Here is a 26335-nt window from a genome sequence, read left to right on the forward strand (position 1 = left end):
AAACTAGCAATACCAACCACCATTGATACGTTGAACTGTACCGGTTACACTTTGCGATAATGGCGATAATAAAAAGCGCGTGGCGTGTGCAATTTCATTTGGGTCAACCCAACGATTTTGAGGCACTTCCTCTAACAATGCTGTACGTGCTGCATGATCGAGACCATCCGTCATTGAACCCGCGACGACACCAGGGGCAATCGCATTGACGGTCACTGATGTACGAGCTAATTCTTTGGCCAACGATTTTACAAAACCAATTTGTGCCGCTTTCATACTAGAATAAATCGTTTCAAAGCTAGCCCCCGTTTCACCCCAAATAGACGAAATCGCTACAATTCTGCCGTGTGGACTTTGAATGAGTTGGCTAACAAAATATTGTGTCATTTTAATGAAATGAAAAACATGGACTTGATACGCTTCATGAATATCGGTATCTGTCATATCTTGTAGCATGCCAAATAAACTATGACCACTCGCATAAATGAGTGCATCTAAATTGCGCACAAAACCTAATTTTTCCTCGAGTTTTACAGGTTGAGACAAATCCAGTTGCACAAATTGCACAGGTTGCCCTTGAAATTCATCCATCAAAGTTGCTAACGGAGTGTGATGATATGTCACAATCACTTCATAACCATTTGAAAGAAGATCATGCGTTATTGCACGACCTATTGTTCCAGAACCACCGATGACGATTGCTTTCATGGCTTTTTAATCTCCAAACGACTATCGACAAGTGCATTCATATCGATACGACGGCGAACGGTTTCATTCATCGTATCTAACGTAATACTATCGATCACATTCAATAATTCAAATAAACTCACACCATCAAAATAAAACTTCGTGGATTGATTCGCGATATATTCTGGTGCATTTAAGCTCGAGATATATTCACCAATAAATTGACGTTTTAACAAATCGAACGCGTGTTGGTCATCTAAGGTACCGATTCGTGCACGTAATTCGTCTAATAGTAACGTTTTTAACTCTTCAGGTTCTGTCGTTGCCGATGTGATTAATGAAAAACTGTATGTCGGCTCAATGACTGTTTGATAGCTGAACGTATCATCAATTAAATCTTGGCTCAATAACGACTGATAAAAATTCGTTTCTTCACCATAGATCATCTCAAAGAAAAATGACATTTCGATATCTTCTTTGACACCTTGACGGCGAGACAAATCATAGACCGGATGTTTCAAGCCGAGCATGATTCTTGGCGATTGAAGGGCCATCGATTCAACGACTTGGTGCTCAATCACTTCGATAGGTTCATTGAGTGGATCACGTTCAATCTCTGGTTGTGCCACGATTCCGCGTGCATCTTCATGTGTACGAACTAAATTTTCAATATGCTCAGGATCAACATCACCAACAACAAATAGCACCATATTAGAAGGGTGGTAAAACGTTTCATAGCATAAATATAAATCGTCTTTCGTAATTTCATAAATGCTCTCAACTGACCCTGCAATATCGACACGTACGGGATGATCTTGATACATCGCACGTAACGTATTAAACATCAAACGGTATCCCGGCTGCTCTTGATACATTTTAATTTCTTCTGCAATAATGCCTTTTTCTTTTTCTACTGATGCTTCTGAAAAATAAGGTGACTCTACCATTTTTAATAAACGTAAAATGTTGTCGTCAATATGGTTTGTTGCGCTAAATAAATAACTCGTACGGTCGAAGCTTGTAAATGCGTTCACTTGCGCATCATGTTCGGCAAATTCTGTAAATAAGTCGCCTTCTTCCTTTTCAAACAACTTGTGCTCTAAGAAATGAGCAACACCATCTGGGACTGAAACGAATTCATCTGCACCATGTGGTTTAAAACGATGGTCTAATGAACCAAACTGCGTTGTATATGTCACAAACGTTTTTTGAAAATCCTTCTTTGGAATAATGAACATGTTCAAGCCGTTCGCCAAAGTAGAATGATAGACCGTTTCATCAATTTGTTGATAGTATGTTTTATTCATCTGTATCATCCTCCTTTGTCAAAATATAAATCGTATCAAGATGCGCATTTTGACAGAGACGTTGAATGTCTTCATGTTTAACGGCTTGTATACGTGCTTCATATTGGTCATCCGTTTCTGGAACTTCGAGCAACAATTGATTATGCATCATTTCAATCATATTTTTCGGACGGTCTTTCGATTCCTTACGTCCCGATAAAATGATTTTCTTCGCTAATGCCATTTTGTCCTCTGTAAAGTCACCTGATTTAAAACGGTTAAATGCCTCAATAATCGTTTCTTTGGCTAATTGGTAATCTTTGGCTGAAACGCCGCTCATGACGAATAGGAAACCATTTTTGCCATCAATTTGTGAATGAATTGAGTAAGCAAGACTCTTTTGTTCTCGGACTTCATTGAATAACACTGATGAAGGATCTCCACCAAACATCATATTGAACACAAGAAATGCATAAAAATCTTTTTCACCATATTGGGTAGGAAAACGAAAACCCATGTTTAATTTTGCCTGATCTACACTGTCTTGTTCAATCACTTCATTAACAGGTGCATCATGCTGAATATGTTGACCGAATTGTGTCGCTTGATATGTAAAAGGTTGAATATTAAATTCTGATTGTATATGTTGAATTGTAGCTTCTTCCTCAACATTGCCTACCACGTATACTGAACAGTAGTCATCATTTAACATCGAACGATATGTATCATATAAGTCTGTCGCTGTAATGCTATCAATTTCATCTAGGTCGCCTGCTGCCATATAACGGTAAGGATGCTCACCAAACATATGCTTAAGTAAACGTAAATACGCAATTTGTGATTTATTATCTTCAATCGCTGTCAGTTTTTTCTTCAATAAACTTTTCTCTTGTGCAACAAACGTTTCATCAAAGGCACCATTTTTAACAAGTGGATTCAGAATGACCTCTTTTAATAATGCGATCCCTTTGTCAAACAATGATTCATCATCTAACAAATAACGTTCATTTACAATTTCAAGTGTAACAGTAATGACGTGGCGGTCTTTGTACTTCGACACGTAACTATTAACATAAGCACCATACAATTCAGAGAGATATTGATTGAATACTTTATCTGTTGGAAATTGTTGTGTGGCACGGACGAGTAATTTACTTAACAAAGAACGTTGAGTCATCGTTTTTTTATCTAATGGGGCCATGAATTTAAATGTCATCGTCGTCGTTTTAAATTTGTTTGTTGATAAAACGGATATACGTTGATCCGGGTAATCTTGAAGTTGTTTCATGCAACTCCTCCTTTAACAATGGTTTTGATATAGTTATAGACGTTTTCGAATTGTTCGAAACTTCACTAGGCTACTTTTAAAATAATTTAAAGAATAGAGTATCGGCGTGCCATCTTCTGTGTAATGGACTTGTCTCAATAACATGAGCCCGTCTTGGGGGTCAGCTTCTAGTGCGTCTGAAATATAAGGTTCATAACTAATGGCTTCCATTTCAGTTTCAGCATAAGCAATCGTTTGGTGACTCTCAGCTTCAATCGCTTTTAAAATGGACGTTTGTTGATTATGTGTCCCAAAATGAGCCAATACGTTTGTTGTCACCTTATCCAAACAATATACAACAGGCTGACTATTAGCTGTGCGTATACGTTCAATCACTGTAATCGGTGAATTCGGTTCTAATTGCATCACTTTACAGTCGTCGAGAGAAGCGATTTCTTCATCAAGACTTAAAAATACCGTTCCGCTTTCATAACCTTTATCAGAAATCATCCGGCCAATGCTCATCAATTCATCTAAAGGGTAGAAAAACGGTTGCGGAATTTTAACACGTGCACCCTCTTCAAAATTTTGTGTAATAATTTGTTCGGTCACAAGCTCATGAATGGCTACTTGTACATTATCCGTTGTGACATCGAGTTGACGTGCAATGGCCAATAAACCTGGTAACGATTCGCCAGGTTTAATGTTTTCTGCCTCTATTTCTTTAAGAATCCATTCTTTTACAATATTCACATCAGGATTTACAGACATATGCGTTACACCTCTCCACCATTTAAATCAACTAAAATCTGTCTCGGTTTACTACCTTTTTGCGGGCCAATCACTTGATTACGTTCTAAATCATCCATAATTCTTGATGCACGATTATAACCAATTCTAAACTGGCGTTGAAGCAGTGACGTACTCGCCTTTTGTTGTTCAAGTACGAATAAATAAGCTTCTTTGTAAAGCGGATCATCACTTTCGCTTGCTGTACTACCTTCTGTTACCGCATCTGGTTCCATCTCTTTTACATAGTTCGCTTTTTGTTGTGCCACGACGTAATCAACGATCGTTTGTACTTCTTGGTCACTTAAAAAGGCACCTTGGACACGTGTTCTCGTCGAACCGCCATTTTTAATAAAGAGCATGTCCCCTTTACCTAACAGTTTCTCAGCACCACCACTATCAATGATTGTACGAGAGTCTGTTTGCGAACTCACCGCAAATGCGATACGAGATGGGATATTATTTTTAATCAAGCCGGTAATGACATCGACTGACGGACGTTGTGTTGCGATAATCAAATGAATCCCTGCAGCACGTGCCATTTGTGTAATACGTGTAATGGCAGTTTCAACATCTTTACCTGCTACCATCATTAAGTCAGCTAACTCATCGACAATGACGACAATATACGGTAATAACGCCTCTTTTTCTTCAAGCTCTTTATTTTTTCGCGTAATAAAGTCATTATACCCTTCGATATTTCGCGTACCAGAATGTTGGAATAAATCATAGCGTCTTTCCATTTCTGCCACAACTTTTTCAAGTGCTTGTGCAGCTTTATGTGGATTTGTGACAACTGGTGTTAATAAGTGCGGAATACCGTTGTACACATTTAATTCTACCATTTTAGGGTCAATCATCATGAGCTTGACTTCATGTGGCTTGGCATTCAACAAAATACTCGTAATGATACCGTTAATACAAACTGATTTACCACTCCCCGTCGAACCTGCGACTAATAAGTGCGGCATTTTATTCAGTTCTGCTGTAATCGGTTCACCTGAAATATCTCGACCTAATGCCACTTCTAATTTATTTTTAGCTGGGAATTTTTCATCCAATACTTCTTTTAACGTAACAATCGCTACTTTTTGATTAGGCACTTCAATCCCTACAGCCGATTTACCTGGAATAGGCGCTTCAATTCGAATATCTTTAGCGGCAAGTGCGAGTGCAATATCGTTATGTAAATTGACGATACGACTTACTTTAACACCTTGTGCCGGTTGAACTTCATATTGCGTCACTGCCGGTCCAATTTTAATTTGCGTCACTTTCGCATCGACACCAAAGTTTTTTAATGTCGTTTCGAGTAACTTTCCTTTACGTTGAACTTCAGTTTTAGAAGTCGTTTGTTGACGTTTCGGTTCTTTTAGTAGCGACAGTGGTGGGATTTCGTATTGTAGATTTTCTGCTGCACCCGCTTCAGTAATACTACCTTCTGAGCCGCTTCTCTCTACTTCACTGTGTGTTTCTGTCTCAGCTTTATGACGCTTTGGTATATCGGGTTGCGTCGGTGGTGTCATCTCATTTTGCACTGGCTGACTTGGTGCATCCACTTCTACAGAATGATGACCGAAAATAGGAATCGAAGGATAATCAGTCGGTTCCTCTTCTGGAATGTCGACTTCAGGAAAATCCGACACATCTTTCGGCTCTGCTGCACGTTGTTGTTCGCGCTCGAGTCGCTTCTGTTCTTTTTTTTCTTTTCTTGTCACACGTCGTTCAGATTGATGTGCCTTCACCTTTTCATATGACGAGGCTGTTGATTGTTTAAATTGTTCCAACCACACTTTTGCCACATCACGATGGCGCTTTTTCAGTAATAAAATGCCACTTGAAACGAGTAACACAAGTGTAAGTAAAACGACACCAGCAAGCGAAATGAGTGGCAACACCACATGCATCAAATAAAAACCGAATAACCCGCCGCCAAATTGCATATGCTCAGCCGCATCATAACTTTGGAACACATAAGATAACACAGGCTCACGTTTCGCTCTCATACCGCCAGTTGCCATGAAGTATAATTGCGCAACAAATAACAGCGCAATTTGTAAGACAATCGAACCAGTCAATCGACGCGTTTTAGGTAATTTGCCGTTATATGCGATAAAACCAAGCGCTATTAAGAGTAAAAAGTATGTAAGATAACGTGTTAAACCAAATAAGTAATTAAAAAAGCTATCAATGGCAATTCCAACGAGTCCGAGTTGAAACACGCCTAACATGATGACAATCGCCATCACAATAACGAGTGTAAATCGCATAGGCGTATCATTTTGTTTCTTTTTCGAAGTACGCTTTCTATTGCGCGTCGTTTGGGATTTCCGTTTCTTGGTTTGCGCCATGCTTCGTCACCTTCTACTTTCTAAAAAATGATGTCATTAACCTGTATGATGAAAAAAGCGAATCTCCTCTTTAAAAATGGCGTGGCTTTCAAAGAGTAAGATTCGTTTTCTTGTTTGAACTTCACACTGATTTTAAAACTATATTTCTGAAATCACTGGAATAATCATTGGTCGTCTACGTGTACTTTCAAAGAGTAATTTACTCACTTGATCACGCATATTTTGTTTCATTTCAGACCATTCAATACGCTTTTCTTGTAAACCAGCTTCTACAATTTCACGGACTTTCTCCTCAGCTTCTTTCAATAACGCTTCACTTTCACGTACGTAAACAAAGCCTCTTGATTGAATTTCAGGACCCGCCGCAATTCTTCTGTTCTTTGGATCAAGCGTAACGACAGCGATAAAAATACCATCTTCTGCAAGTAAATGACGATCACGTAATACAATATTACCGACATCACCGACACCAATACCATCGATCAGCACATTCCCTGCATTCACTTTTTCATTCAAGCTCATATCTTCACCATCGTAATGAATAACGTCGCCTGCTTCAGCTAAGAAGATTTTTTCAGGATTTACACCTGCTTCACTCGCAAGTTTTGCATGCGCGATTTGCATCTTAAACTCACCTTGAATTGGAATGAAGTATTCAGGTTTCATCATATTGAGCATTAATTTCAACTCTTCCATACAACCATGACTTGATGCATGAATTTTTTTGTTGTTTGGTATAATATGGGCACCCGCACGTACAAGTTCATTCAAAGTATTACCAATAATGACTTCCATATTGGCTGAAGCGGTAATCGCAAGAAATACAGAATCCCCTTTTTGGATGTTCATAATTTTATGTTTTTGACGTGCCATTTGGCTTAATGCTTCAACAGGTTCACCTTGCATCCCTGTCGCAATGATAATCACTTCATTTTTCGGATAATTTTCAACTTCGCTCATAGGAATTAATAGATCTTTTGGAATGTTGAAATAGCCCATCTTACGTGCAATACTAAATGAACTTTCTAATGAACGGCCTAAAAATGATACTTTTCTATTTAGTCTATTTGCGATATTTAACACTTGTTGAATGCGAATAAAGTTCGATGCATAACATGACACGATAAGACGTCCAGTCACCTTCGCAAACGCATCAAACATATGACTTTCAATGACGTTTTCAGGTGTGTTGTAGCCTGGTTTTTCAGCTTCAGTGGAATCACTTAATAATGCGAACACACCTTCCTCGCCTAATTCAGCCATCTTCTTCATGTCAGGTGCATAATGACCGTGTAAACTTTGGTCGAATTTAAACTCACCTGTATAAACGATGGCACCATATGACGTATGAATACATACACCTAAACTATCAGGAATACTGTGCGTCGTATTAAAGAATGTAATATTCACACCTTTAAAACGCATGACAGATTCGTTATTGACCACATAATAACGGATTTTCTTATTAATTTGACGTGCTTTTAAGTTTTCTTTCACTAAACCAATCGTTAATTTAGAACCATAAACCGGCGCTTCAACTTGTTCTAAAATGTATGAAACTGCACCAATCGCATGTTCATGACCGTGTGTTAAGAAAATCCCTTTTAATTTATGTTTGTTTTCTAATACGTATTGGATGTCAGGAATAACGATATCAATCCCTAACATTTCATCTTCAGGGAACTTTAACCCTGCATCAAGCATAAACATTTCATCATCTACTTCGACGATATACATGTTTTTGGCGATTTCTCCTACGCCACCGAGAGGGATAATGCGTATGTCTTTATTTTTCTTCTTTACTAAATTCAAAATTTTACCTCCTAATAAATATAGCCCGTCCATTTTACATTCATATTTTATTATAGTGGATAATGGAAACTCTGTACACTATTAAAGTGTTTCTCGGACGACAGGTTGAGGATTTTGTATACACAATAAATGATTGATGTTGCTTTACAAATGATCCTCCTACATTAAAAAATATGTATCAACGTATTATAATTAGTCTTAAGCATTGGTAACTATTTCTAAACAATCCTCAATTCCGAGATGCATTTAAAAAAAGTAACATCATAATGACAAAGGCAATCAGGTTATACATCACCACAATCAGTTCAGAGTGGTGTAAAAAATCCAGCAAAATCCCACCGAGTAATAGTACAAGAATGATTATACCTGACAAAATGTTTATTTTCCTCAAATATACCGCACTCCTTAGAATTGTCTCTCACTATGCAAAAAACAGAAGTCAATGCTCATATGTCACATCTACTTCTGTTTTTTAAGTTCATCTATTTAAATGTCATGCTTTGTTAATTTTAAAGCAACACTTTATGAGAAGCGTTCACACGACCTTGTTTGTCAATCTCAGTCACTTTCACTTTCAGTGTATCACCCATGTTCAATACATCTTCCACTTTGTTAATGCGTTCGTTCGAAATTTGTGAAATATGAACTAATGCATCTTTACCTGGGAACAGTTCCACAAACGCACCGAATTTTTCAATGCGCTTTACTTTTGCATCATACACTTGACCGACTTCTGCTTCACGCACGATACTTTCAATCCATGCACGTGCTTGATTGATCATGTCTTGCTCAGTTGAACCGATGAAAACTGTACCATCTTGTTCGATATCAAGTTTAACACCCGTCGCATCAATAATTTCGTTGATTTGTTTACCACCTGGTCCGATGACATCACGGATTTTTTCAGGTTTAATTTGCATGATTTCTACTTTAGGCGCATAAGCACTTAATTCTTTTCTTGGTTGGTCAATCGTTTGCATCATATGCTCTAAAATGGCTAAACGACCTTTACGCGCTTGTTCTAACGCTTCTTCAATGACCTCTTTCGTTAAGCCGTCGATTTTAATGTCCATTTGAATCGCAGTAATCCCTTCAGTCGTACCTGCAACTTTGAAGTCCATATCACCCAGTGCGTCTTCCATACCTTGAATATCCGTTAAAATCGTGTAGCTTTCTTCGCGCGTAACAAGACCCATCGCAATCCCTGCAACTGGTGCTTTAATCGGCACACCCGCGTCCATTAACGCTAAAGTTGAACCACAGATAGACGCTTGTGATGAAGAACCGTTAGACTCTAACACTTCACTTACGATACGCACTGTATAAGGGAACGTCTTCTCATCTGGAATAATATATCTTAATGCACGTTCACCTAACGCACCATGACCAATTTCACGACGCCCTGGTGCACGTACTGGACCTGTCTCACCTACCGAGAAGTTCGGGAAGTTGTAGTGGTGCATAAAACGTTTGTGCTCTTCTTCACCTAAACCATCGATAATTTGATATTCAGAAATAGAGCCTAACGTTAACACTGACAATGCTTGCGTTTGTCCACGTGTAAATAATCCTGAACCATGTGCACGTGGTAATAAGCCCACTTCTGATGATAATGGACGGATTTCGTCAGGTTTACGACCGTCTGGACGAATTTTTTCATCTGCAATTAAACGGCGTACTTCATCTTTAATTAAAGTATTAATAATTGTGCCAACTTCTTTTAATAATGCTTCATTTTCAGGATCTTCTTCGTTTTCAAAGTTCGCTAAAATACGTTCTTTAATTGCATCAAGATTCGCGTCACGCTCTTGTTTGTCGAACGTTTGAATCGCACCATTTAAATTCTCATCTTTTGTCATTTGCGTCACTGAATCGATGAGCGTTTGATTTTTCTCTTCAGGAATAAATTCACGTTTTTCAGGTTGTAAATGCGCAATAATTTCTTCTTGGAATGCACATAAACGTTTGATTTCTTCATGGCCAAATAAAATTGCTTCTAACATTTCTGCTTCAGTAATTTCACTCGCACCCGCTTCAACCATGTTCACCGCGTCTTTATGACCGGCTACTTCTAGATCAAGACGTGACTTTTCGCGTTGTTCTAAATTCGGGTTAATGACATATTCGCCATCAACATAGCCTACATTCACACCCGCAATTGGGCCTTGGAATGGAATATCTGATACACTTAACGCCATTGACGATCCGATCATCGCTGCCATTTCAGGTGAACAGTTAGGATCCGCACTCAATACAGTATTAATGATTTGGACATCATGACGATAGCCATCTGGGAATAATGGACGGATAGGACGGTCGATTAAACGTGCAGTCAATGTCGCTTCGTCACCTGGACGTCCTTCACGCTTTTTGAAGCCACCTGGAATTTTACCCGCGGCATACATTTTTTCCTCATAATTGACAGTTAATGGGAAAAAGTCGCCATCGCGTGGTTCTTTTGATGCTGTCGCTGTAGACAAAACAACTGTGTCCCCGTAGCGTACGAGTACAGCACCATTCGCTTGTTTTGCGAGTTGTCCTGTTTCTATTGTTAACGGCTGGTTTGCCCATTCCGTCTTAAAAACCTTCTTTTCTTGAGACATTATAAATCTCCTCTCCTACCTCTTTAAACATTTCGTAGCCTTTTACATTTCAATTATATCTTACATAAACATCTTTTAATAGTTAAAAAAGGAGCCGGATACGATAAATGTCCCAGCTCCTTCCTGTAATGCCACTAGCACGTGCGCAATGATTAAAATTAACGACGGATACCTAATGACTTGATTAATTCACGGTAACGTTGGATGTCTTTGTCACGTAAGTAGTTTAATAAGTGACGACGACGTCCTACCATTTTTAATAAACCACGACGTGAATGGTGGTCTTTTTTGTGAATACGTAAGTGATCGTTTAATGCAGTGATTTCTGCAGTTAACACAGCGATTTGAACTTCTGGTGAACCAGTGTCTGTTTCGTGTGTACGGTATTCTTTGATTAATTCGTTTTTACGTTCTTGTGAAATTGCCATTTGTCAATTTCCTCCTTTAAATTTTTCGTGCCTTTATCTGAGTCAGGCGTCGGAGTTTCAACCTACCAAGATAAAGGTCGTGTGCTAATCTTTATTAGACTTATACATTATATGATACATCGTCACCAAAATCAACCGCTAATAAATGTTTGGCACGTGCTTTGTCATCGTTCATTTGCGCAACGAGTGGGTCAATCCCATCGAATTTCAACTCTGGTCGGATGTAGTGGTGCCAATAAATCGTAACACGTTCGCCATAAATGTTTTCCGTAAAATCAAAAATATTCACTTCAATGACAGCTTGAGGTAAATCATCGTGGAACGTCGGCTTCACACCAATGTTAGCAACACCACGGTAAATTTGATCACTTGAACCAATCGTCATACTGACCGCATAAACACCGAGCGTTGGCCAAACATAGTCATCACTTGGTTCAATATTCGCTGTTGGGAAACCAATCGTACGGCCGCGCTTTTCACCTTGCACGACGGTTCCTTTCATTCGATAACGGTAACCTAATTGCTCATTCGCCTTCGCAAGATGACCCGTTTTCAATGCTTCACGAATCGCTGTCGTTGAAATTTTTTCACGGTTCAAATCTTGCTTACCAATTGTAATACTTTCAAATTGCGCTTGATATTCTTGAAGCATCGCCATATTCCCTTTACCATACTTACCAAATGTAAAATCAAATCCAGCAATAATAACACGAGCATGATTTTTCACTAAATAGTCTTGAACAAATTCATCAGGTGTCACTTCCGCAAATCGTGAAGAAAAATTCACAACAAGACAATAATCAATATTTTGTTCGCCTAATAATTCAATTTTATCATCTAACGGCGTAATATAAGTCGTGCGTTTTTGTTTAGGATTTAAAACGACTGACGGATGTGGATCAAAAGTCATGACCGCTTTCTTCAGATCCTTTTCCTTTGCCACACGATCTAATTCATCAAATAATGCTTGATGCCCTCTGTGTAGCCCATCGAAAAAGCCAAGCGCCATTGCTACATCCTCTTGAATATATTGTTCAGCTTGAATAGGATGTGTAATCTCAATAACTTCCATAACCAAGTCTCCTTTTAATTAAATACCTTTTTCGGTTTAATTTCATCTTGTCGTGATGGATGCACTTCATAAATTGCTAATACATCATCATTGTCACTATCAACCATGACAAGTTGCTGCTCAAATGGCACATTAAAATAACCTTTAGCAAACTTTTGTCCATTCTTTATCTTCATTTTATCACTTTCATTTTGAACATGGAAAGATGGAAGTCCTTTCAAGCCGTATGCAAGTGGTAATAATTGATTTTGGAGTGTGTCGTCATGATGCGACTGTTCAATCAATGCTAAAGTGAGTGCTTGGTCTAAACTGAAGCCACCACTCATCGTCCGTGTCAACAATGACATATGCGCTGGTACATGGAGTGCTCGACCAATATCCGTTGCGAGTGTTCGAATATATGTCCCTTTGCCACAAGTCACTTCTATTGAAAAACGTACGATGTCATTTTCAAAAATTAAGTCCGAAATCCGTGCAATATGCGAAATATGAATTTGACGTTTAGGGCGCTCTACCGTTTCACCATTGCGTGCGTATTCATACAATTTTTTGCCATTTACTTTCACAGACGAATACATTGGTGGAATTTGTGTCGTCCACCCTTTAAATGAGTGTAACACTGCATCAACTTGATTGGCATCGAATTGGTCAACCGTAACGATTTCACGTGCCAAGACGTCACCCGTTTGATCCTCTGTCGTCGTTGAAAAACCTAATGTCACTTCAGCGCGATACGTTTTTCCCATTTCCATCACATAATCGCTCACTTTTGTCGCTTGACCGATACAAATAGGAAGGACGCCATCTACTTCAGGATCTAATGTCCCGGTATGGCCGACTTTTTTCGTCTTTAAAATTTTGCGCAATTTAAAAACGACATCGTGACTTGTCAACCCTCGTTCTTTATAGACCGGTAAAATACCATGATACATCCACCAACACTCCTTTTCATAAAATAAGCTAGACTACGTGGACTCCACAATTGCAGATCATCTCACGCACTCTAGCGCACATTGTTAGTCATTATGATTTAAATCTTGAATCAATCGTTCAATACGGTTGCCATATTCAATCGATTCATCATATTCAAATTGCAAATCAGGGACAATTCTAAGTCGCATACGCTGACCAATTTCTGATTTAATGAATCCTTTTGCCTTTTCAAGACCTTTGAATGTATTTTCGCGTTCTTTATCACTACCAAGTACTGTTAAATAAACCTTTGCTAATGATAAATCGTTTGTTGGCTGTACATCTGTAATCGTTAGAAAACCGACTCTTGGATCTTTTAATTTGTTATTAATAATATCCATTAATTCTTTTTTCATTTGTTCGCCAACACGTTCTGCACGCATATTCATAAAAAGTGCCTCCTTTCGATAAAATATCGTAGCGTTATCCTCAATAAATCATTATAAAGGAGAGTAGGAAGAGGCGTCAATGAAACAGAGTAGAAAAGATGATTGGTTTTCATTTATTTTCAAAAGACGTGGTTGAAATTATTTTTGATTGTTGTCAATTGTAATTCTACCTGCGTGGTGCTTGTATTTATGTCAAGCACATGCTATGATTAAAAAAAGAAAAAACTCCTAACCGTCTTTATGAGAGTAGATTAGGAGCTAAAAACATAGCAACATATAAGTGAGTTCGAGCTCAACATATGTTTTACTATTACAGCCTATTATTAGGGTACCCTCGTTAATTGCGGTAACGGGGGTTGTTTTTTTGTCTTTTTATGATGATATCTTACCAAAAAATAGACAATGATACTTAAACAGATAGATATATCTAAGTGTATAATTATCGTCACCATATGTATCACCCCCTACTATTACAAATTTAGCAAGCTGTAGGTGAAAACATATGACTCATAGGCTCCTATGTTTTTATAGATGTATTATACGCGCATTGCATTTATTTTGAAAGTATATTGAGGGCCACAGTGTAATTTTATATATACAATAACCATTAAAAGACTCGGATCACTTAATATCCAAGTCTCGAATCTTTGTCAGTTTTGCAACGTACTATCAAAACAGATGTATTTCTACACCTTCTAACTCATTCTACATATGTAAAGTCATTACCGGATCCTGACGCTTTATTTACTTATCCTCTTTCTTTGAACTCCCTACATCAAACACAGTGACAACAAGGGCAAATAAAAATGCAATCATGAGCCAATTGTCATAAATGCGATTCTCAAAGAAATGCGTTACAGTAATCTTATCTACAACATTGAATATGCGCGGATTCGGTGGCACGTAACCGATCCAGTACATTAATAATATGCCAGCCACACCGATGATAAAAGTGATGAAAAAATCTTTTAATAACTTTTCCATCAACGTCCTCCTTTGTTTGTCTTTATTATACAAAAGTTTAAAATTTAAAGGAATAAAGTTTTAGTTTTTTGCTACTTTTAAAAGGTGCATATAAACGCTAAAGTAACAACAATAAGCAAGTGAATGAAAAACAATTTAAAATTCATGCGCCATTTTTTACATAACAAAACCTCCTTCAACCCATCATAGACTCAAGGAGGTTTCATTCAGTTCATTATCTTTCTACTTCTACCATGACAAATGCTTCAATAATATCGCCTTCTTTAATATCATTGAATTTCGCTACTGTGATACCACATTCGTAACCTTGTGCAACTTCTTTCACATCGTCTTTGAAACGTTTCAATGTATCTAATTCGCCTTCAAATAATACGACACCATCACGGATAACACGGACACCTGCGTCACGTGTGATTTTACCTTCAGTGACATAACTACCGGCGATTGTACCGACTTTCGATACTTTGAATGTTTGACGTACTTCTGCTTGACCGATGACTTTTTCTTCAAATTCAGGATCAAGCATGCCTTTCATTGCGGATTCGATTTCTTCAATCACGTTATAAATGACACGGTGTAAACGCATATCGACATTTTCAGCGTCTGCTGCACGTTTTGCCCCTGCATCTGGACGGACGTTAAAGCCGATAATGATACCGTTTGACGCATGTGCTAATGTCACGTCAGATTCGTTGATTGCACCTGTTGCTGTATGAATAATACGCACGTTTACGCCCTCAACATCAATTTTCATTAATGACGCGGCTAATGCTTCCACTGAACCTTGTACGTCACCTTTGATGATGACATTCAAGTCTTTCATTTCACCTTGTTTCATTTGTTCGAACAAGTTATCCAATGTTACGTTTTTGCTTTCTTGACGTTGTTGAATAATATTTTCTTGTTCACGTGCTTCACCGATACGACGTGCTTTTTTCTCGTCTTTGAATACGACGAAGCGGTCACCTGCTTGAGGTACGTCGCTTAAACCAGTGATTTCAACTGGTGTTGATGGACCTGCAGTTTTAATACGTTTACCGAGGTCGTTCACCATTGCTCGGACTTTACCATGTGTGTTACCGACTACAAGTGCATCGCCGACATTTAATGTACCGTTTTGCACAAGTAATGAAGCGGCAGGACCACGTGATTTGTCTAATTCAGCTTCGATGACTGTACCGACTGCTGCTTTATTCGGGTTCGCTTTTAATTCTTGTACTTCAGAAACTAAGATAAGCATTTCAAGTAAATCGTCAATACCTTCACCACTTAACGCTGATAGTGGTACGAAAATCGTATCGCCACCCCAGTCTTCAGGGATGAGATTGTATTCCGCTAGTTCTTGCATCACACGGTCAGGGTTCGCTGTTGGTTTATCAATTTTGTTGACTGCAACGATAATTGGCACATCTGCTTCTTTCGCATGGTTGATTGCTTCAATTGTTTGAGGCATCACACCATCATCAGCAGCGACAACTAAAATGGTAATGTCCGTCACTTGAGCACCACGCGCACGCATTGTTGTAAAAGCGGCGTGTCCTGGCGTATCTAAGAACGTGATTTTTTTGCCATTGTTCGTAATTTGGTAAGCACCGATATGTTGTGTGATACCGCCTGCTTCTCCTTCAGTAACACGTGTATTACGAATTGAGTCAAGCAATGTCGTTTTACCATGGTCAACGTGTCCCATGATAGTCACAACTGCTGGACGTACGATCGCGTCTTCATCTTCTTCAACGTCTTCAAAATAAATTGACAAGTCGTTATCATCAATGACCACTTCTTCTTCAAGTTCCACACCGTAATCAGATGCAACTAATTCAAGTGCTTCAATATCTAAAGATTGGTTGATGTTCGCCATAATGCCAAGCAAGAATAACTTTTTAATAATTTCTGATGAATCTACGCCGAGTTTGTCTGATAATTCACCCACTGTAATACCTTCAGTGTAAGTGATTTTTGATGGCAGTTCTTTAGGTTCACTTGGTTGTTGTGGTGCATTTTTCTTGTTTTGCTTTTTGTTTTTATTGCCTTTGTTGTTTTTCTTGTTTTGTTTAGGGCCGTTATTTTTACCCTTTTGTTGCTGATTGTTGCCTTGTTTTTGGTTGTTACCTTGTTTTTGGTTTTTACCTTGTTTTTGGTTTTTGTGATTTGATTGAGTATTTTTTTGCTCTTTTTGTTGTTTCGGAGCTTGGTTTTTTTTGAATACTTTATCCAACGCTTTCACTTGGTCATCTTCTAAAGTTTGCATGTGGTTGGACACTTCGATTCCCGTTTTCTTTAACTCATCAATTACATCTTTACTTTTAATATTTAAATCTTTGGCATACTCATAAATTCTTTGTTTACTCATTAAACCACTCCTAACATTATTCATCTATCATTGACATCAACTTTTTTGCAAACCCTTGATCAGTAATACCGACATTGACGCGTGCACCTTTACCTAATGCATCTCCTAAATCGTTACGGTTACTAACAATGCGATAAGGTGTTTGATAACTGTTACATTTATTGATGATATTATTTTTCGTACTCTCAGACGCGTCACTTGCGATGAGCACAAGTTTTAAACGACGCTTTTTCACTTCAGTAAGGATGACAGATTCGCCTGTCTTCACTTTTCCCGCACGCATCGCCAAACCTAAAAAGTTTAAAAATTGTTGTTCATTCATTTTGTCGGAATCTCTTCTCTATAGATCAGACGTATAATTTCTTTGTAAACAGGTTCAAGTGATTCTTCTGACGCTTTAAAATAATCCTCTAATTTGTGCGCCTGTTGTGCCCTTTCAATTAAAGCGATGTCTTTTGAAACGTAAGCCCCGCGTCCCGGCATCTTTCCTGTTACGTCAGCTGAAATTTCGCCTTCTTTATTTTTGACAACACGAATCATCTCTTTTTTAGGTTTCATCTCATTAGATAAAATACATTTTCGCATAGGAATTTTTTTCTTTTTCATAAAAATCCCTCCTAATTCTCTTTACTTTCATCCTCTAAGCTTGCATTGTCTTCAATGTGTTCATCCGTCGTTGCTTCTAAATCCAGCTCTTCAGCTGTCATCGCTACAGGTTCAGTTTCAACAGTTGTTGTTTCTTTTTCACCGATACCTAACGCTTTTGCATCTGTTTCTGATTTAATATCGATTTTCCAACCTGTTAATTTTGCAGCAAGACGTGCGTTTTGACCACGTTTGCCGATTGCTAATGACAGTTGATAATCTGGAACGATTACAGTCGTCGATTGATTTTCTTCGTCTACAATCACATCAATCACTTGTGACGGGCTCAATGCATTACGTACGAATACTTTCGGATCTTCACTCCATTGAACGATATCGATTTTTTCGCCACCTAATTCAGCCACAACCGCTTCTACACGTGCACCTTTCGCACCCACACATGCGCCAACTGCATCAATATCTGGATTTTCTGAGTACACACTAATTTTCGAACGGTCTCCCGCTTCACGCGCAACAGATTTCACTTCCACAGTACCTTCAAAAATTTCAGGCACTTCTTGTTCAAAAAGGCGTTTTAATAAACCTGGATGGCTACGTGATACAAAAATTTGAGGCCCTTTTGTCGTTTGTTCCACTTTATTCACATACACTTTGATGCGTTCATTTGGAAGATACGTTTCATTCGGGCTACGTTCTGCTTCAGATAATACTGCTTCTGTACGTCCTAAATTCACATAAACATAACGATGGTCCACACGGTCGATCACACCTGTCATAATGTCATCTTCTTTATCGATGAACTCTTCGTATAAAATTTCACGTTCTGCATCACGTAAACGTTGCATGACAGCTTGTTTAGCTGCTTGTGCACCGACACGACCAAAGTCTTTCGGTGTCACATCTTCTTCATAAATATCCCCAATTTCGTACGCTGGGTTCTTTACTAATGCTGTCGATAAATCAATTTCTTCACGGTGATCAAACACTTCTTCGACAACCTCTTTACGAGAAATCACTCGGAATGTCCCGCTGTCTAAATTTAATTCAACACGGACATTACGTGCGCTGTCGTAGTTTTTCTTATATGCCGTAATTAAAGCTGCTTCAATTGCATCAACTAAAACTTCTCTAGGAATTTTTTTCTCTTTTTCTAAATATTCCGTTGCTAATAATAATTCGTTACTTTCCACTCATTTTCCTCCTTACGTCTTTAAAGCATAACTGCGTGACGTGCTTTAGCGATTTTATCACGTGGAATCGTGATGGTTTTCGTCTTTGCTTTGACTTTCACTTCCATAGTAATGGCATCTTCAGTGACTGATTTCAAATGACCTAACCATTCTTTGTCACCTTCAATCGGTGCATATAACGATACAAAGATCGGTTGTTCAATCGCATTTTGAAAGCCTTTTTCATTTTTAATTGGACGTTCTGCACCTGGTGATGACACGTCTAAATAATACGCTTGTGGAATCGGATCTTGTTCATCCATCACTTCACTAATGCGTTCTGATGCGAGTGTACAATCATTCAAATCGACGCCACCCGGTTTATCAATGGCGATACGCAAATAATGATCGCGACCTTCTTTAGCAAACTCAACGTCTACTAATTCAAAGTTCAATTCGTCAAGGACAGGTTGTATTATGGTTTCAACTTGCTCTGTAACTTTACTCATACGAGCCCCCTTATGACTGACAAACAAATAGAAAAGAGCGGGTAACACCCACTCTTCCCACTTGAGTCTAATTTTATAAGCAACATCATTATACCATAGATTGCATCTTCCGACAAATTTATCTCTACATATCAAAGATGGACAACTGTGCTTTGTCAGGCATATTCGGTAATGAGCCTAAACTATCGAGGTATTCAATGATTTTTTGTGACACACCAGCTTTTTTGTTCAAATCTTCTTTCGATAAGAACGGTCCTTCTTCACGCGTTTCAACAATACGTTTCGCTACGTTTTCACCAAGACCCGGCACAGCAACGAATGGCGGAATTAATGTATCACCTTCAATAATGAACTCATATGCCTGACTTTTCTCTAAGTTGACAGGTTGCATCCGGTAACCACGATGCGCCATTTCATTCATAATTTCTAGCACGGTCAATACATCTTTTTCTTTTTTACCTAAATCCATGTAACGTGCATACATATCTTTTACAGTTTGACGAATACTGTCTTTGTCTTTCACCATCGTAATTAAATCAAAGTCTGACGCACGGACAGTAAAGTAACTTGCATAATAATAAAGTGGATGATGCACTTTGAAATAAGCGATACGTACAGCCATTAGCACATAAGCTGCTGCGTGCGCTTTCGGGAACATGTATTTAATTTTCTTACATGAATCCATATACCAATCTGGCACGTTATTTTCTTTCATCACTTGTTCAAATTCCTCTGTTAAGCCTTTACCTTTACGTACTGCTTCCATAATTTTAAAGGCGAGTGACGGTTCTAAACCAGCGTACATTAAGTACACCATAATATCGTCACGACAACCGATACAGCTCGATAACGTACAAGTTCCACTACGAATCAGTTCTTGTGCATTACCCAACCATACATCGGTACCATGTGACAGTCCTGAAATTTGTACAAGCTCTGAAAATGTCGTCGGTTTCGTGTCTTCTAACATTTGACGTACGAAACCTGTCCCAAATTCTGGCACACCGAACGTTCCGGTTTTCGCTAAAATTTCCTCTTCTGTTACACCAAGCGCTTCTGGAGAACTGAAAATCCGCATCGTTTGTTGATCGTCAACAGGAATCGTTTTTGGATCGATACCTGACAAGTCTTGCAACATCCGAATCATCGTTGGATCATCGTGCCCGAGAATATCAAGTTTCAGAACGTTATCATGAATCGAATGGAAGTCAAAGTGCGTCGTCATCCAACTTGAACTTTGATCGTCTGCTGGATATTGAATCGGTGTAAAGTCAAAAATGTCCATATAATCTGGAACGACGATAATCCCACCTGGGTGCTGACCAGTTGTACGTTTAACACCTGTGCAACCTTTCACGAGACGATCCACTTCAGCACCACGTTTATGAATGCCTTGATCATTTAAATACCCTTTCACGAAACCAAATGCCGTTTTTTCAGCGACAGTACCAATTGTTCCGGCACGATAAACATATTCTTCACCGAACAAGACTTTTGTATAGTTATGTGCTTTCGGTTGATATTCACCACTAAAGTTCAGGTCGATATCGGGGACTTTATCCCCTTTAAAGCCTAAGAACGTTTCGAACGGAATATCTTGTCCTTCTTTGATCATCTCTGTGCCACATTCACACGTTTTATCAGGTAAGTCAAAGCCTGAACCGACTGAACCATCATCGAAAAACTCACTCTTTTTACAACTTGGACAAATGTAATGCGGTGGCAGTGGGTTCACTTCTGTAATTTCCGTCATTGTCGCAACAAAGCTTGACCCGACCGAACCACGAGAACCTACTAAATAGCCATCTTCTAATGACTTTTTAACGAGTCTTTGCGAAATTAAATAAATAACCGCAAATCCGTTACCGATAATACTTTCTAGCTCTTTCTCTAGACGGTCAATCACAATCTGTGGTAATTCTTCACCGTACAACTGTTTCGCATGACGATAACTCATTTCACGAATTTCTTCATTTGCGCCTTCCATATTGGGCGTATACAGTTTATCTTTAATTGGAACGACCTTTTCAATGCGCTCTGCCAACGCACGCGTATTTTCAACGACGATTTGGTGCGCACGTTCTTCACCTAAGAAATGAAAAGCATCTAACATTTCATCCGTCGTTCTAAAATGTGCTTCTGGTAACGTCGAACGGTTCAACGGGTTACCAGGTTGAGCGGCAATTAAAATACGACGTGCAATCGCATCATGTTCATGTAAATAGTGGGCATTGCCTGTCGCAATTACTGGAATTTGATTCGTTTCTCCCACTTTTAAAATACGTTCATAAATTTCGACAAGCGTTTCATTATCACGAATCAAGTCACGATCTAGTAAATCTTGGTACAAAGCAGGCGGTTGCACTTCAATATAATCATAATATTTCGCAATCCGTTCAACTTCAGATTGATCTCGCTGCATGACGGCAGTAAATACTTCACCTTCATCGCATGCGGTACCGACTAACAAGCCTTCACGATGTTCATCTAGTAATGACCGTGGAATACGTGGTGTACGGTAATAATATTGCACGAGAGACGCACTGACAATTTTAAACAAGTTTTTAAGACCGGTTTGATTTTGCACAATTAATGTGACGTGTTGCGGGCGTGCACGTTTATAAGCATCTTCATTCGATAATTTTTTGTTGATATCTTGGTGGTTGTGCACATCTAACGCTTTTAATTGCGCCAACATCTTCACGAAAATATAAGCTGTTGCTTCCGTATCATAAATCGCACGGTGATGTTGTGTGAGCTCCACGCCATATTTTTTAGCTAAAAAGTTCAAGCCGTGTTTGCCATAACTTGTGTTAATCGTACGTGACAACTCAAGTGTATCAATAACCGCATTTGCCGAAGGACCAAACCCGAGACGTTCATAACCGGTATCGATAAAGCCCATATCGAACGATGCATTATGTGCAACGAAAATCGCATCGCCTACCCATGCTTTAAATTCAGTAAGCACTTCTTCAATTTCAGGCGCATCTTTTAACATATCATCTGTAATATGCGTCAAGTTTTTAATCGTTTCAGTTAACTTTTCATGCGGATTACTAAATCGTTCGAACTTATCAATAATTTCACCATTTTTCACTTTCACGGCGGCCAACTCGATGATTTTATCGTACTGATTGGATAATCCGGTAGTCTCGACGTCAAATACAACATATGTCGCATCTTGGAGCATAATATCCGACGGTTTATACGCAATCGGCACACCATCATCAACGAGCATGCCTTCCATTCCATAAATCATTTTAATACCATGCTTTTCAGCTGCAGCATGTGCATCAGGATAAGCTTGTACGACGTTATGATCCGTCACTGCAATCGCATCATGTCCCCATTGTGCAGCTTGTGCGACATAATCACCAATATGCGTCACACCATCCATTTGACTCATTGATGTATGCAAATGGAATTCTACACGCTTTTCCGCAGCTTTATCCATTTTTGGTGTGCGTTTAATCGCTTCAATGTCAGACATCATCATCACGAGGTCGCGAATGAACATATCTTCTTCAATACGACCTTGTGCACGCACCCATTGACCTTCTTTTAATGATTTGAAATGGTCTAAGTCGTTTTTGTTTTTACGTGTAAACATTTTAAGTACGAGTGAATCCGTATAGTCTGTCACCTTTAATTCAACGATGTGACGGCCACTTTTCAACTCTTTTAAATTAATGTCGAAAATGACACCTTCAATTGCCACCTTAAACTCTTCTTCAATAATCGATTCAATCGGTCGAACATTTTCAACTTGAATCGGCTTACCAATTTGACAACGTTCGACGGCCACTTCATCATCTTGTTGTGCACGTTGTTCTTTCATTTTTTCAATTTTAGCAGTTGCTTCGCGTGCACTTAGTTCATCTTCCTCTTGAATATGAGCTTCTAATGATGCTAAATCTTCGTCGTGACCACTTTCATCTGTTTCAAATACAACTTTTTGAATATTAAAACCACATCGTTGCATCGCGCGCACTAAGCTGCCGTTGCACACTTTATTGAAATGGTTCCCCTCAATATCATTTTGGACGAGAATTTTAACAACATCACCTGAGACAATCATACGTTTTTGTTTTAGTTGCCCTTTCACTTTAGGCGACAATTGTGTTTGTTCTATACAATCACCTAAATATTTCAGTAAATATTCATCTTGTTGTGACACATCATTGACCGTAATTTTCCAATCTACATCTGCAATATGTTGGAAGCTTTCTTTCATCGCATGGGTAAAGACTGCATAATCTTCATATTTTAACAATCGTGGCAACCGAATATAAAACGTCCATTTTCGTGATTTTGGGGATACATCTACACGTGTCAATTGGCCTTGATCAATGAAGTCTTGATCAAAATGGTCTAACATATTCACTTGTTTAAGAAGAATCTTAAATTTTTCTTGATTCTGTAATGTCAATTTTCTAACCACCTTATTTGAATAGCCGTGTATGCGTTGGATTCATTAATGTTGAACAATTTTCATGAATACGATCGGTTCATTTTTAGATTTGCTTTTCTTTTAATTGCTAAACTTATCTATTTTGATATGATTGCTATATTAATTACAATTGCCGCCATGGATTCGCTTTCCCAGGGACTGAAACCTCCAACTAACCAACGCTTAATTGAACTATTACATTGTTGAAGCGTTGGTGGATTTTCCGGTTCAGCTGATCCCTCGGGAGTCTCATCCATTTTAGCAATTTGATACCAAGGACCACTAATCAATGAAATCAAAAAGTTGGAATTAAGCTCAATTGAGTATCAAAAATTTGGTTTCCATTAATAATAATTTGATTGTGCATTTTAATTTTACACATGTACATGAAAACAATAGAAAAGGCTGGACAAACTGAATGTCCCAGCCTCTAAAATCAATTTAAGCCTTACACTGCACTAGGGCTATTCGCGTTATCAACAATGCATCACTTCACCCTATCCACTTTTGAATTTCAATAACACTTTCTATGTTTGTAAGAACTGTCCAAGACGTTAACTTTGCTATTCCTCAAATGATATCAGTTAAAATTGTGAAATACATTGACAACCATGATATTTCAAATTTTATTGAAACAGCAAACGATGATGATTCACCTGGACTGATTGTATTGTGAATCTGGGCGAGACTCCTGAGGCATAGAGCCGAAACTGAAAATCCACCAACGCTTCAAGAATATAATAATTCATACAAGCGTTGGTTAGTGGAAGTGAGGCGCCTAGGAATGCGAGCCCAAGTGAACAACCAATAAAAACAAAATATCAAATGTTCATCCATCATACTTCACATTGTTCAACGATTAATCGTATTATAACAAATTCAGTCATGATAGCTACTAAATTTGTTCGTATAATTTTTCAAGGTGTGTCACTAAATCGTTCACATGCACATCTTCACTGTCGCCAGTATCACGACGCTTCACTTCTACGATACCTTCTGATGCATTTTTACCGACAACGACACGAACTGGAATACCTATTAAGTCTGCATCGTTAAATTTCACACCTGCACGCTCATTTCGGTCATCATACAATACATCATAAGTACCTAATAATTGATCATACAATCGATCTGCACATGCACGTTGTTCGTCTTTTTTAGGATTCACTGAAATTAAATGGACATCAAATGGCGTCACTGATTTCGGCCAAATAATACCGTTATCATCATGGTGTTGTTCAATAATCGCACTCAATGTTCTTGAGACACCAATGCCATAACAACCCATCGTTAAGTTTTGTTCACGCCCTTGTTGATTTAACACCGTCGCTTTCATCGCTTCAGAATATTTTTCACCGAGTACGAATACTTGACCCACTTCGATACCTTCCGCAAATTGCGCTGGGCCAGAACCATCTGCCAATGGCTCGCCTTCAAGAATGAAACGGAAATCGCCATAACCTTCAATTTGGAAATCACGCTCAACATTTGCATTCACGTAATGGTAACCATCTTCATTTGCACCAATCGCTAAGTTGCGTAATGATTGCACGAATTGGTCTGCATATACTTTGACATCTCGATCTGTCACAGGGCCTAATGAACCTGGTGATGCACCTAATAAATTACGAATTTCATCATCCGTTGCCATAGCGACATCATCTGTTTTAAAGTAATCCTTAATTTTAACGTCATTCACTTCATGATGACCACGAACGAGTAATAAAATAAACGCGCCATTCACTTTAAAGACCATCGTCTTAATGATATTTTCTAACGGTTGGCCTAAAAAGTCTGCAAGCTCTTGCGCCGTTTTAACATTAGGTGTCTCTACTTTTTCTAACGGTTGTAATGCCTCAGCAGTGTTTACCGTTTCATAATATGTCACTTCAGCTTTTTCAATGTTCGCAGCATAATCACTGTTATTGCTATATACAATCGTATCTTCACCAATGGCACTTAATGCATGGAATTCATGTGTATGATTTCCACCAATCGCACCTGAATCTGCTACAACTGGGCGCACATTTAAGCCAACGCGTTTGAAAATTGTGCTGTATGCGTTGTACATATTTTGATACGTTTCCATGAGTGATTCTTCATCAGTGTGAAAAGAATACGCATCTTTCATAATGAATTCACGACCACGTAATAAACCGAAACGTGGACGCTTTTCATCACGGAATTTTGTTTGAATTTGGAACAACGTTAATGGAAGCTGTTTGTATGAACGTAATTCGTCGCGTACGAGTGATGTTACGACTTCTTCATGTGTTGGCCCTAATGCAAATTCACGTTGGTTGCGATCACGTAAACGCATCAATTCCATACCGTAAGCATCCCAACGTCCTGATTCCTTCCATAGTTCAGATTGTTGCAATACCGGCATCACAACTTCTACTGCGTCAATACGTTCCATTTCTTGACGGATAATATCTGAAATTTTATGGATGACACGTGTTGCTACTGGCAAATAACTGTATACCCCCGCAGCATTTTGTTTAATTAACCCTGCTTTTAATAACAATTGATGGCTTATTGCCTCAGCTTCAGCAGGTACTTCTCTCAATGTTGGAATAAAAACTTTTGATTGCTTCATCCTAGA

Annotated in this window: 19 protein-coding genes; all 19 read right to left on the reverse strand. The window is 38.6% G+C overall.

What is annotated here, in order from left to right:
• Positions 1 to 3: 3 nt before the first annotated feature.
• Positions 4 to 708 (reverse strand): elongation factor P 5-aminopentanone reductase, encoded by a 705-nt coding sequence (gene ymfI, locus BJK46_RS04200; RefSeq protein WP_015729057.1) that lies wholly within the window; start codon positions 706 to 708, stop codon positions 4 to 6.
• The gene (yfmH, locus tag BJK46_RS04205; RefSeq protein ID WP_015729056.1) at positions 705 to 1994 is read right to left on the reverse strand and encodes an EF-P 5-aminopentanol modification-associated protein YfmH; all 1290 of its coding nucleotides are present in this window, start codon (positions 1992 to 1994) and stop codon (positions 705 to 707) included. Before yfmH ends, ymfI begins: the two co-directional genes overlap by 4 nt.
• Complete coding sequence (yfmF, locus tag BJK46_RS04210) at positions 1987 to 3261, reverse strand: EF-P 5-aminopentanol modification-associated protein YfmF (RefSeq protein ID WP_015729055.1); 1275 nt, start codon at positions 3259 to 3261, stop codon at positions 1987 to 1989. The genes yfmH and yfmF overlap by 8 nt, the downstream gene beginning before the upstream one ends.
• Positions 3262 to 3294: 33 nt before the next feature.
• Entirely contained in the window at positions 3295 to 4011 is a 717-nt protein-coding gene (locus BJK46_RS04215; protein WP_014614057.1) for a GntR family transcriptional regulator, read from the reverse strand.
• Positions 4012 to 4016: 5 nt separating this feature from the next.
• The gene (locus BJK46_RS04220) at positions 4017 to 6380 is read right to left on the reverse strand and encodes a DNA translocase FtsK (protein WP_015729054.1); all 2364 of its coding nucleotides are present in this window, start codon (positions 6378 to 6380) and stop codon (positions 4017 to 4019) included.
• 138 nt (positions 6381 to 6518) lie between these two features.
• Entirely contained in the window at positions 6519 to 8192 is a 1674-nt protein-coding gene (rnjB, locus tag BJK46_RS04225; RefSeq protein WP_014614059.1) for a ribonuclease J2, read from the reverse strand.
• Between the two features lie 509 nt (positions 8193 to 8701).
• Complete coding sequence (gene pnp, locus BJK46_RS04235; protein ID WP_015729052.1) at positions 8702 to 10795, reverse strand: polyribonucleotide nucleotidyltransferase; 2094 nt, start codon at positions 10793 to 10795, stop codon at positions 8702 to 8704.
• Positions 10796 to 10953: 158 nt separating this feature from the next.
• On the reverse strand, positions 10954 to 11223 hold the full coding sequence (gene rpsO / locus BJK46_RS04240) for a 30S ribosomal protein S15 (RefSeq protein WP_014614062.1): 270 nt from the start codon (positions 11221 to 11223) through the stop codon (positions 10954 to 10956).
• Positions 11224 to 11323: 100 nt separating this feature from the next.
• Entirely contained in the window at positions 11324 to 12295 is a 972-nt protein-coding gene (locus tag BJK46_RS04245; RefSeq protein WP_014614063.1) for a bifunctional riboflavin kinase/FAD synthetase, read from the reverse strand.
• 14 nt (positions 12296 to 12309) lie between these two features.
• Positions 12310 to 13227 (reverse strand): tRNA pseudouridine(55) synthase TruB, encoded by a 918-nt coding sequence (gene truB / locus BJK46_RS04250; RefSeq protein ID WP_014614064.1) that lies wholly within the window; start codon positions 13225 to 13227, stop codon positions 12310 to 12312.
• A gap of 84 nt (positions 13228 to 13311) precedes the next feature.
• Positions 13312 to 13656, reverse strand: coding sequence for a 30S ribosome-binding factor RbfA (gene rbfA, locus BJK46_RS04255; protein ID WP_014614065.1), 345 nt, complete (start codon positions 13654 to 13656; stop codon positions 13312 to 13314).
• 744 nt (positions 13657 to 14400) lie between these two features.
• The gene (locus tag BJK46_RS04260; protein ID WP_014614066.1) at positions 14401 to 14640 is read right to left on the reverse strand and encodes a hypothetical protein; all 240 of its coding nucleotides are present in this window, start codon (positions 14638 to 14640) and stop codon (positions 14401 to 14403) included.
• A gap of 214 nt (positions 14641 to 14854) precedes the next feature.
• Entirely contained in the window at positions 14855 to 16993 is a 2139-nt protein-coding gene (gene infB / locus BJK46_RS04265) for a translation initiation factor IF-2 (RefSeq protein WP_014614067.1), read from the reverse strand.
• Positions 16994 to 17009: 16 nt separating this feature from the next.
• Positions 17010 to 17315 carry a YlxQ family RNA-binding protein gene (locus BJK46_RS04270; protein ID WP_014614068.1) on the reverse strand — a complete coding sequence of 102 codons (306 nt, stop codon included), beginning with the start codon at positions 17313 to 17315 and terminating at the stop codon, positions 17010 to 17012.
• Positions 17312 to 17599, reverse strand: coding sequence for an RNase P modulator RnpM (gene rnpM, locus BJK46_RS04275; RefSeq protein ID WP_014614069.1), 288 nt, complete (start codon positions 17597 to 17599; stop codon positions 17312 to 17314). Before rnpM ends, BJK46_RS04270 begins: the two co-directional genes overlap by 4 nt.
• Before the next feature lie 11 nt (positions 17600 to 17610).
• Positions 17611 to 18789, reverse strand: coding sequence for a transcription termination factor NusA (gene nusA / locus BJK46_RS04280; protein WP_014614070.1), 1179 nt, complete (start codon positions 18787 to 18789; stop codon positions 17611 to 17613).
• 20 nt (positions 18790 to 18809) lie between these two features.
• Positions 18810 to 19277 (reverse strand): ribosome maturation factor RimP, encoded by a 468-nt coding sequence (gene rimP, locus BJK46_RS04285; RefSeq protein WP_014614071.1) that lies wholly within the window; start codon positions 19275 to 19277, stop codon positions 18810 to 18812.
• 124 nt (positions 19278 to 19401) lie between these two features.
• On the reverse strand, positions 19402 to 23709 hold the full coding sequence (locus tag BJK46_RS04290) for a PolC-type DNA polymerase III (protein WP_103263434.1): 4308 nt from the start codon (positions 23707 to 23709) through the stop codon (positions 19402 to 19404).
• A gap of 916 nt (positions 23710 to 24625) precedes the next feature.
• On the reverse strand, positions 24626 to 26329 hold the full coding sequence (locus tag BJK46_RS04295) for a proline--tRNA ligase (protein WP_103263433.1): 1704 nt from the start codon (positions 26327 to 26329) through the stop codon (positions 24626 to 24628).
• Between the last annotated feature and the right edge of the window lie 6 nt (positions 26330 to 26335).

This window comes from Staphylococcus pseudintermedius (assembly GCF_001792775.2).
GTDB lineage: Bacteria > Bacillota > Bacilli > Staphylococcales > Staphylococcaceae > Staphylococcus > Staphylococcus pseudintermedius.

What these genes read in the sequence shown, in the direction of transcription:
- rimP (WP_014614071.1), bottom strand. Translation starts at nt 19,277, where the DNA reads ATGAGTAAAGTTACAGAGCAAGTTGAAACCATAATACAACCTGTCCTT.
- yfmH (WP_015729056.1), bottom strand. Translation starts at nt 1,994, where the DNA reads ATGAATAAAACATACTATCAACAAATTGATGAAACGGTCTATCATTCT.
- truB (WP_014614064.1), bottom strand. Translation starts at nt 13,227, where the DNA reads ATGTATCATGGTATTTTACCGGTCTATAAAGAACGAGGGTTGACAAGT.
- yfmF (WP_015729055.1), bottom strand. Translation starts at nt 3,261, where the DNA reads ATGAAACAACTTCAAGATTACCCGGATCAACGTATATCCGTTTTATCA.
- pnp (WP_015729052.1), bottom strand. Translation starts at nt 10,795, where the DNA reads ATGTCTCAAGAAAAGAAGGTTTTTAAGACGGAATGGGCAAACCAGCCG.
- BJK46_RS04220 (WP_015729054.1), bottom strand. Translation starts at nt 6,380, where the DNA reads ATGGCGCAAACCAAGAAACGGAAATCCCAAACGACGCGCAATAGAAAG.
- BJK46_RS04245 (WP_014614063.1), bottom strand. Translation starts at nt 12,295, where the DNA reads ATGGAAGTTATTGAGATTACACATCCTATTCAAGCTGAACAATATATT.
- infB (WP_014614067.1), bottom strand. Translation starts at nt 16,993, where the DNA reads ATGAGTAAACAAAGAATTTATGAGTATGCCAAAGATTTAAATATTAAA.
- rbfA (WP_014614065.1), bottom strand. Translation starts at nt 13,656, where the DNA reads ATGAATATGCGTGCAGAACGTGTTGGCGAACAAATGAAAAAAGAATTA.
- ymfI (WP_015729057.1), bottom strand. Translation starts at nt 708, where the DNA reads ATGAAAGCAATCGTCATCGGTGGTTCTGGAACAATAGGTCGTGCAATA.
- rnpM (WP_014614069.1), bottom strand. Translation starts at nt 17,599, where the DNA reads ATGAAAAAGAAAAAAATTCCTATGCGAAAATGTATTTTATCTAATGAG.
- BJK46_RS04260 (WP_014614066.1), bottom strand. Translation starts at nt 14,640, where the DNA reads ATGGAAAAGTTATTAAAAGATTTTTTCATCACTTTTATCATCGGTGTG.
- BJK46_RS04270 (WP_014614068.1), bottom strand. Translation starts at nt 17,315, where the DNA reads ATGAATGAACAACAATTTTTAAACTTTTTAGGTTTGGCGATGCGTGCG.
- BJK46_RS04215 (WP_014614057.1), bottom strand. Translation starts at nt 4,011, where the DNA reads ATGTCTGTAAATCCTGATGTGAATATTGTAAAAGAATGGATTCTTAAA.
- rpsO (WP_014614062.1), bottom strand. Translation starts at nt 11,223, where the DNA reads ATGGCAATTTCACAAGAACGTAAAAACGAATTAATCAAAGAATACCGT.
- BJK46_RS04295 (WP_103263433.1), bottom strand. Translation starts at nt 26,329, where the DNA reads ATGAAGCAATCAAAAGTTTTTATTCCAACATTGAGAGAAGTACCTGCT.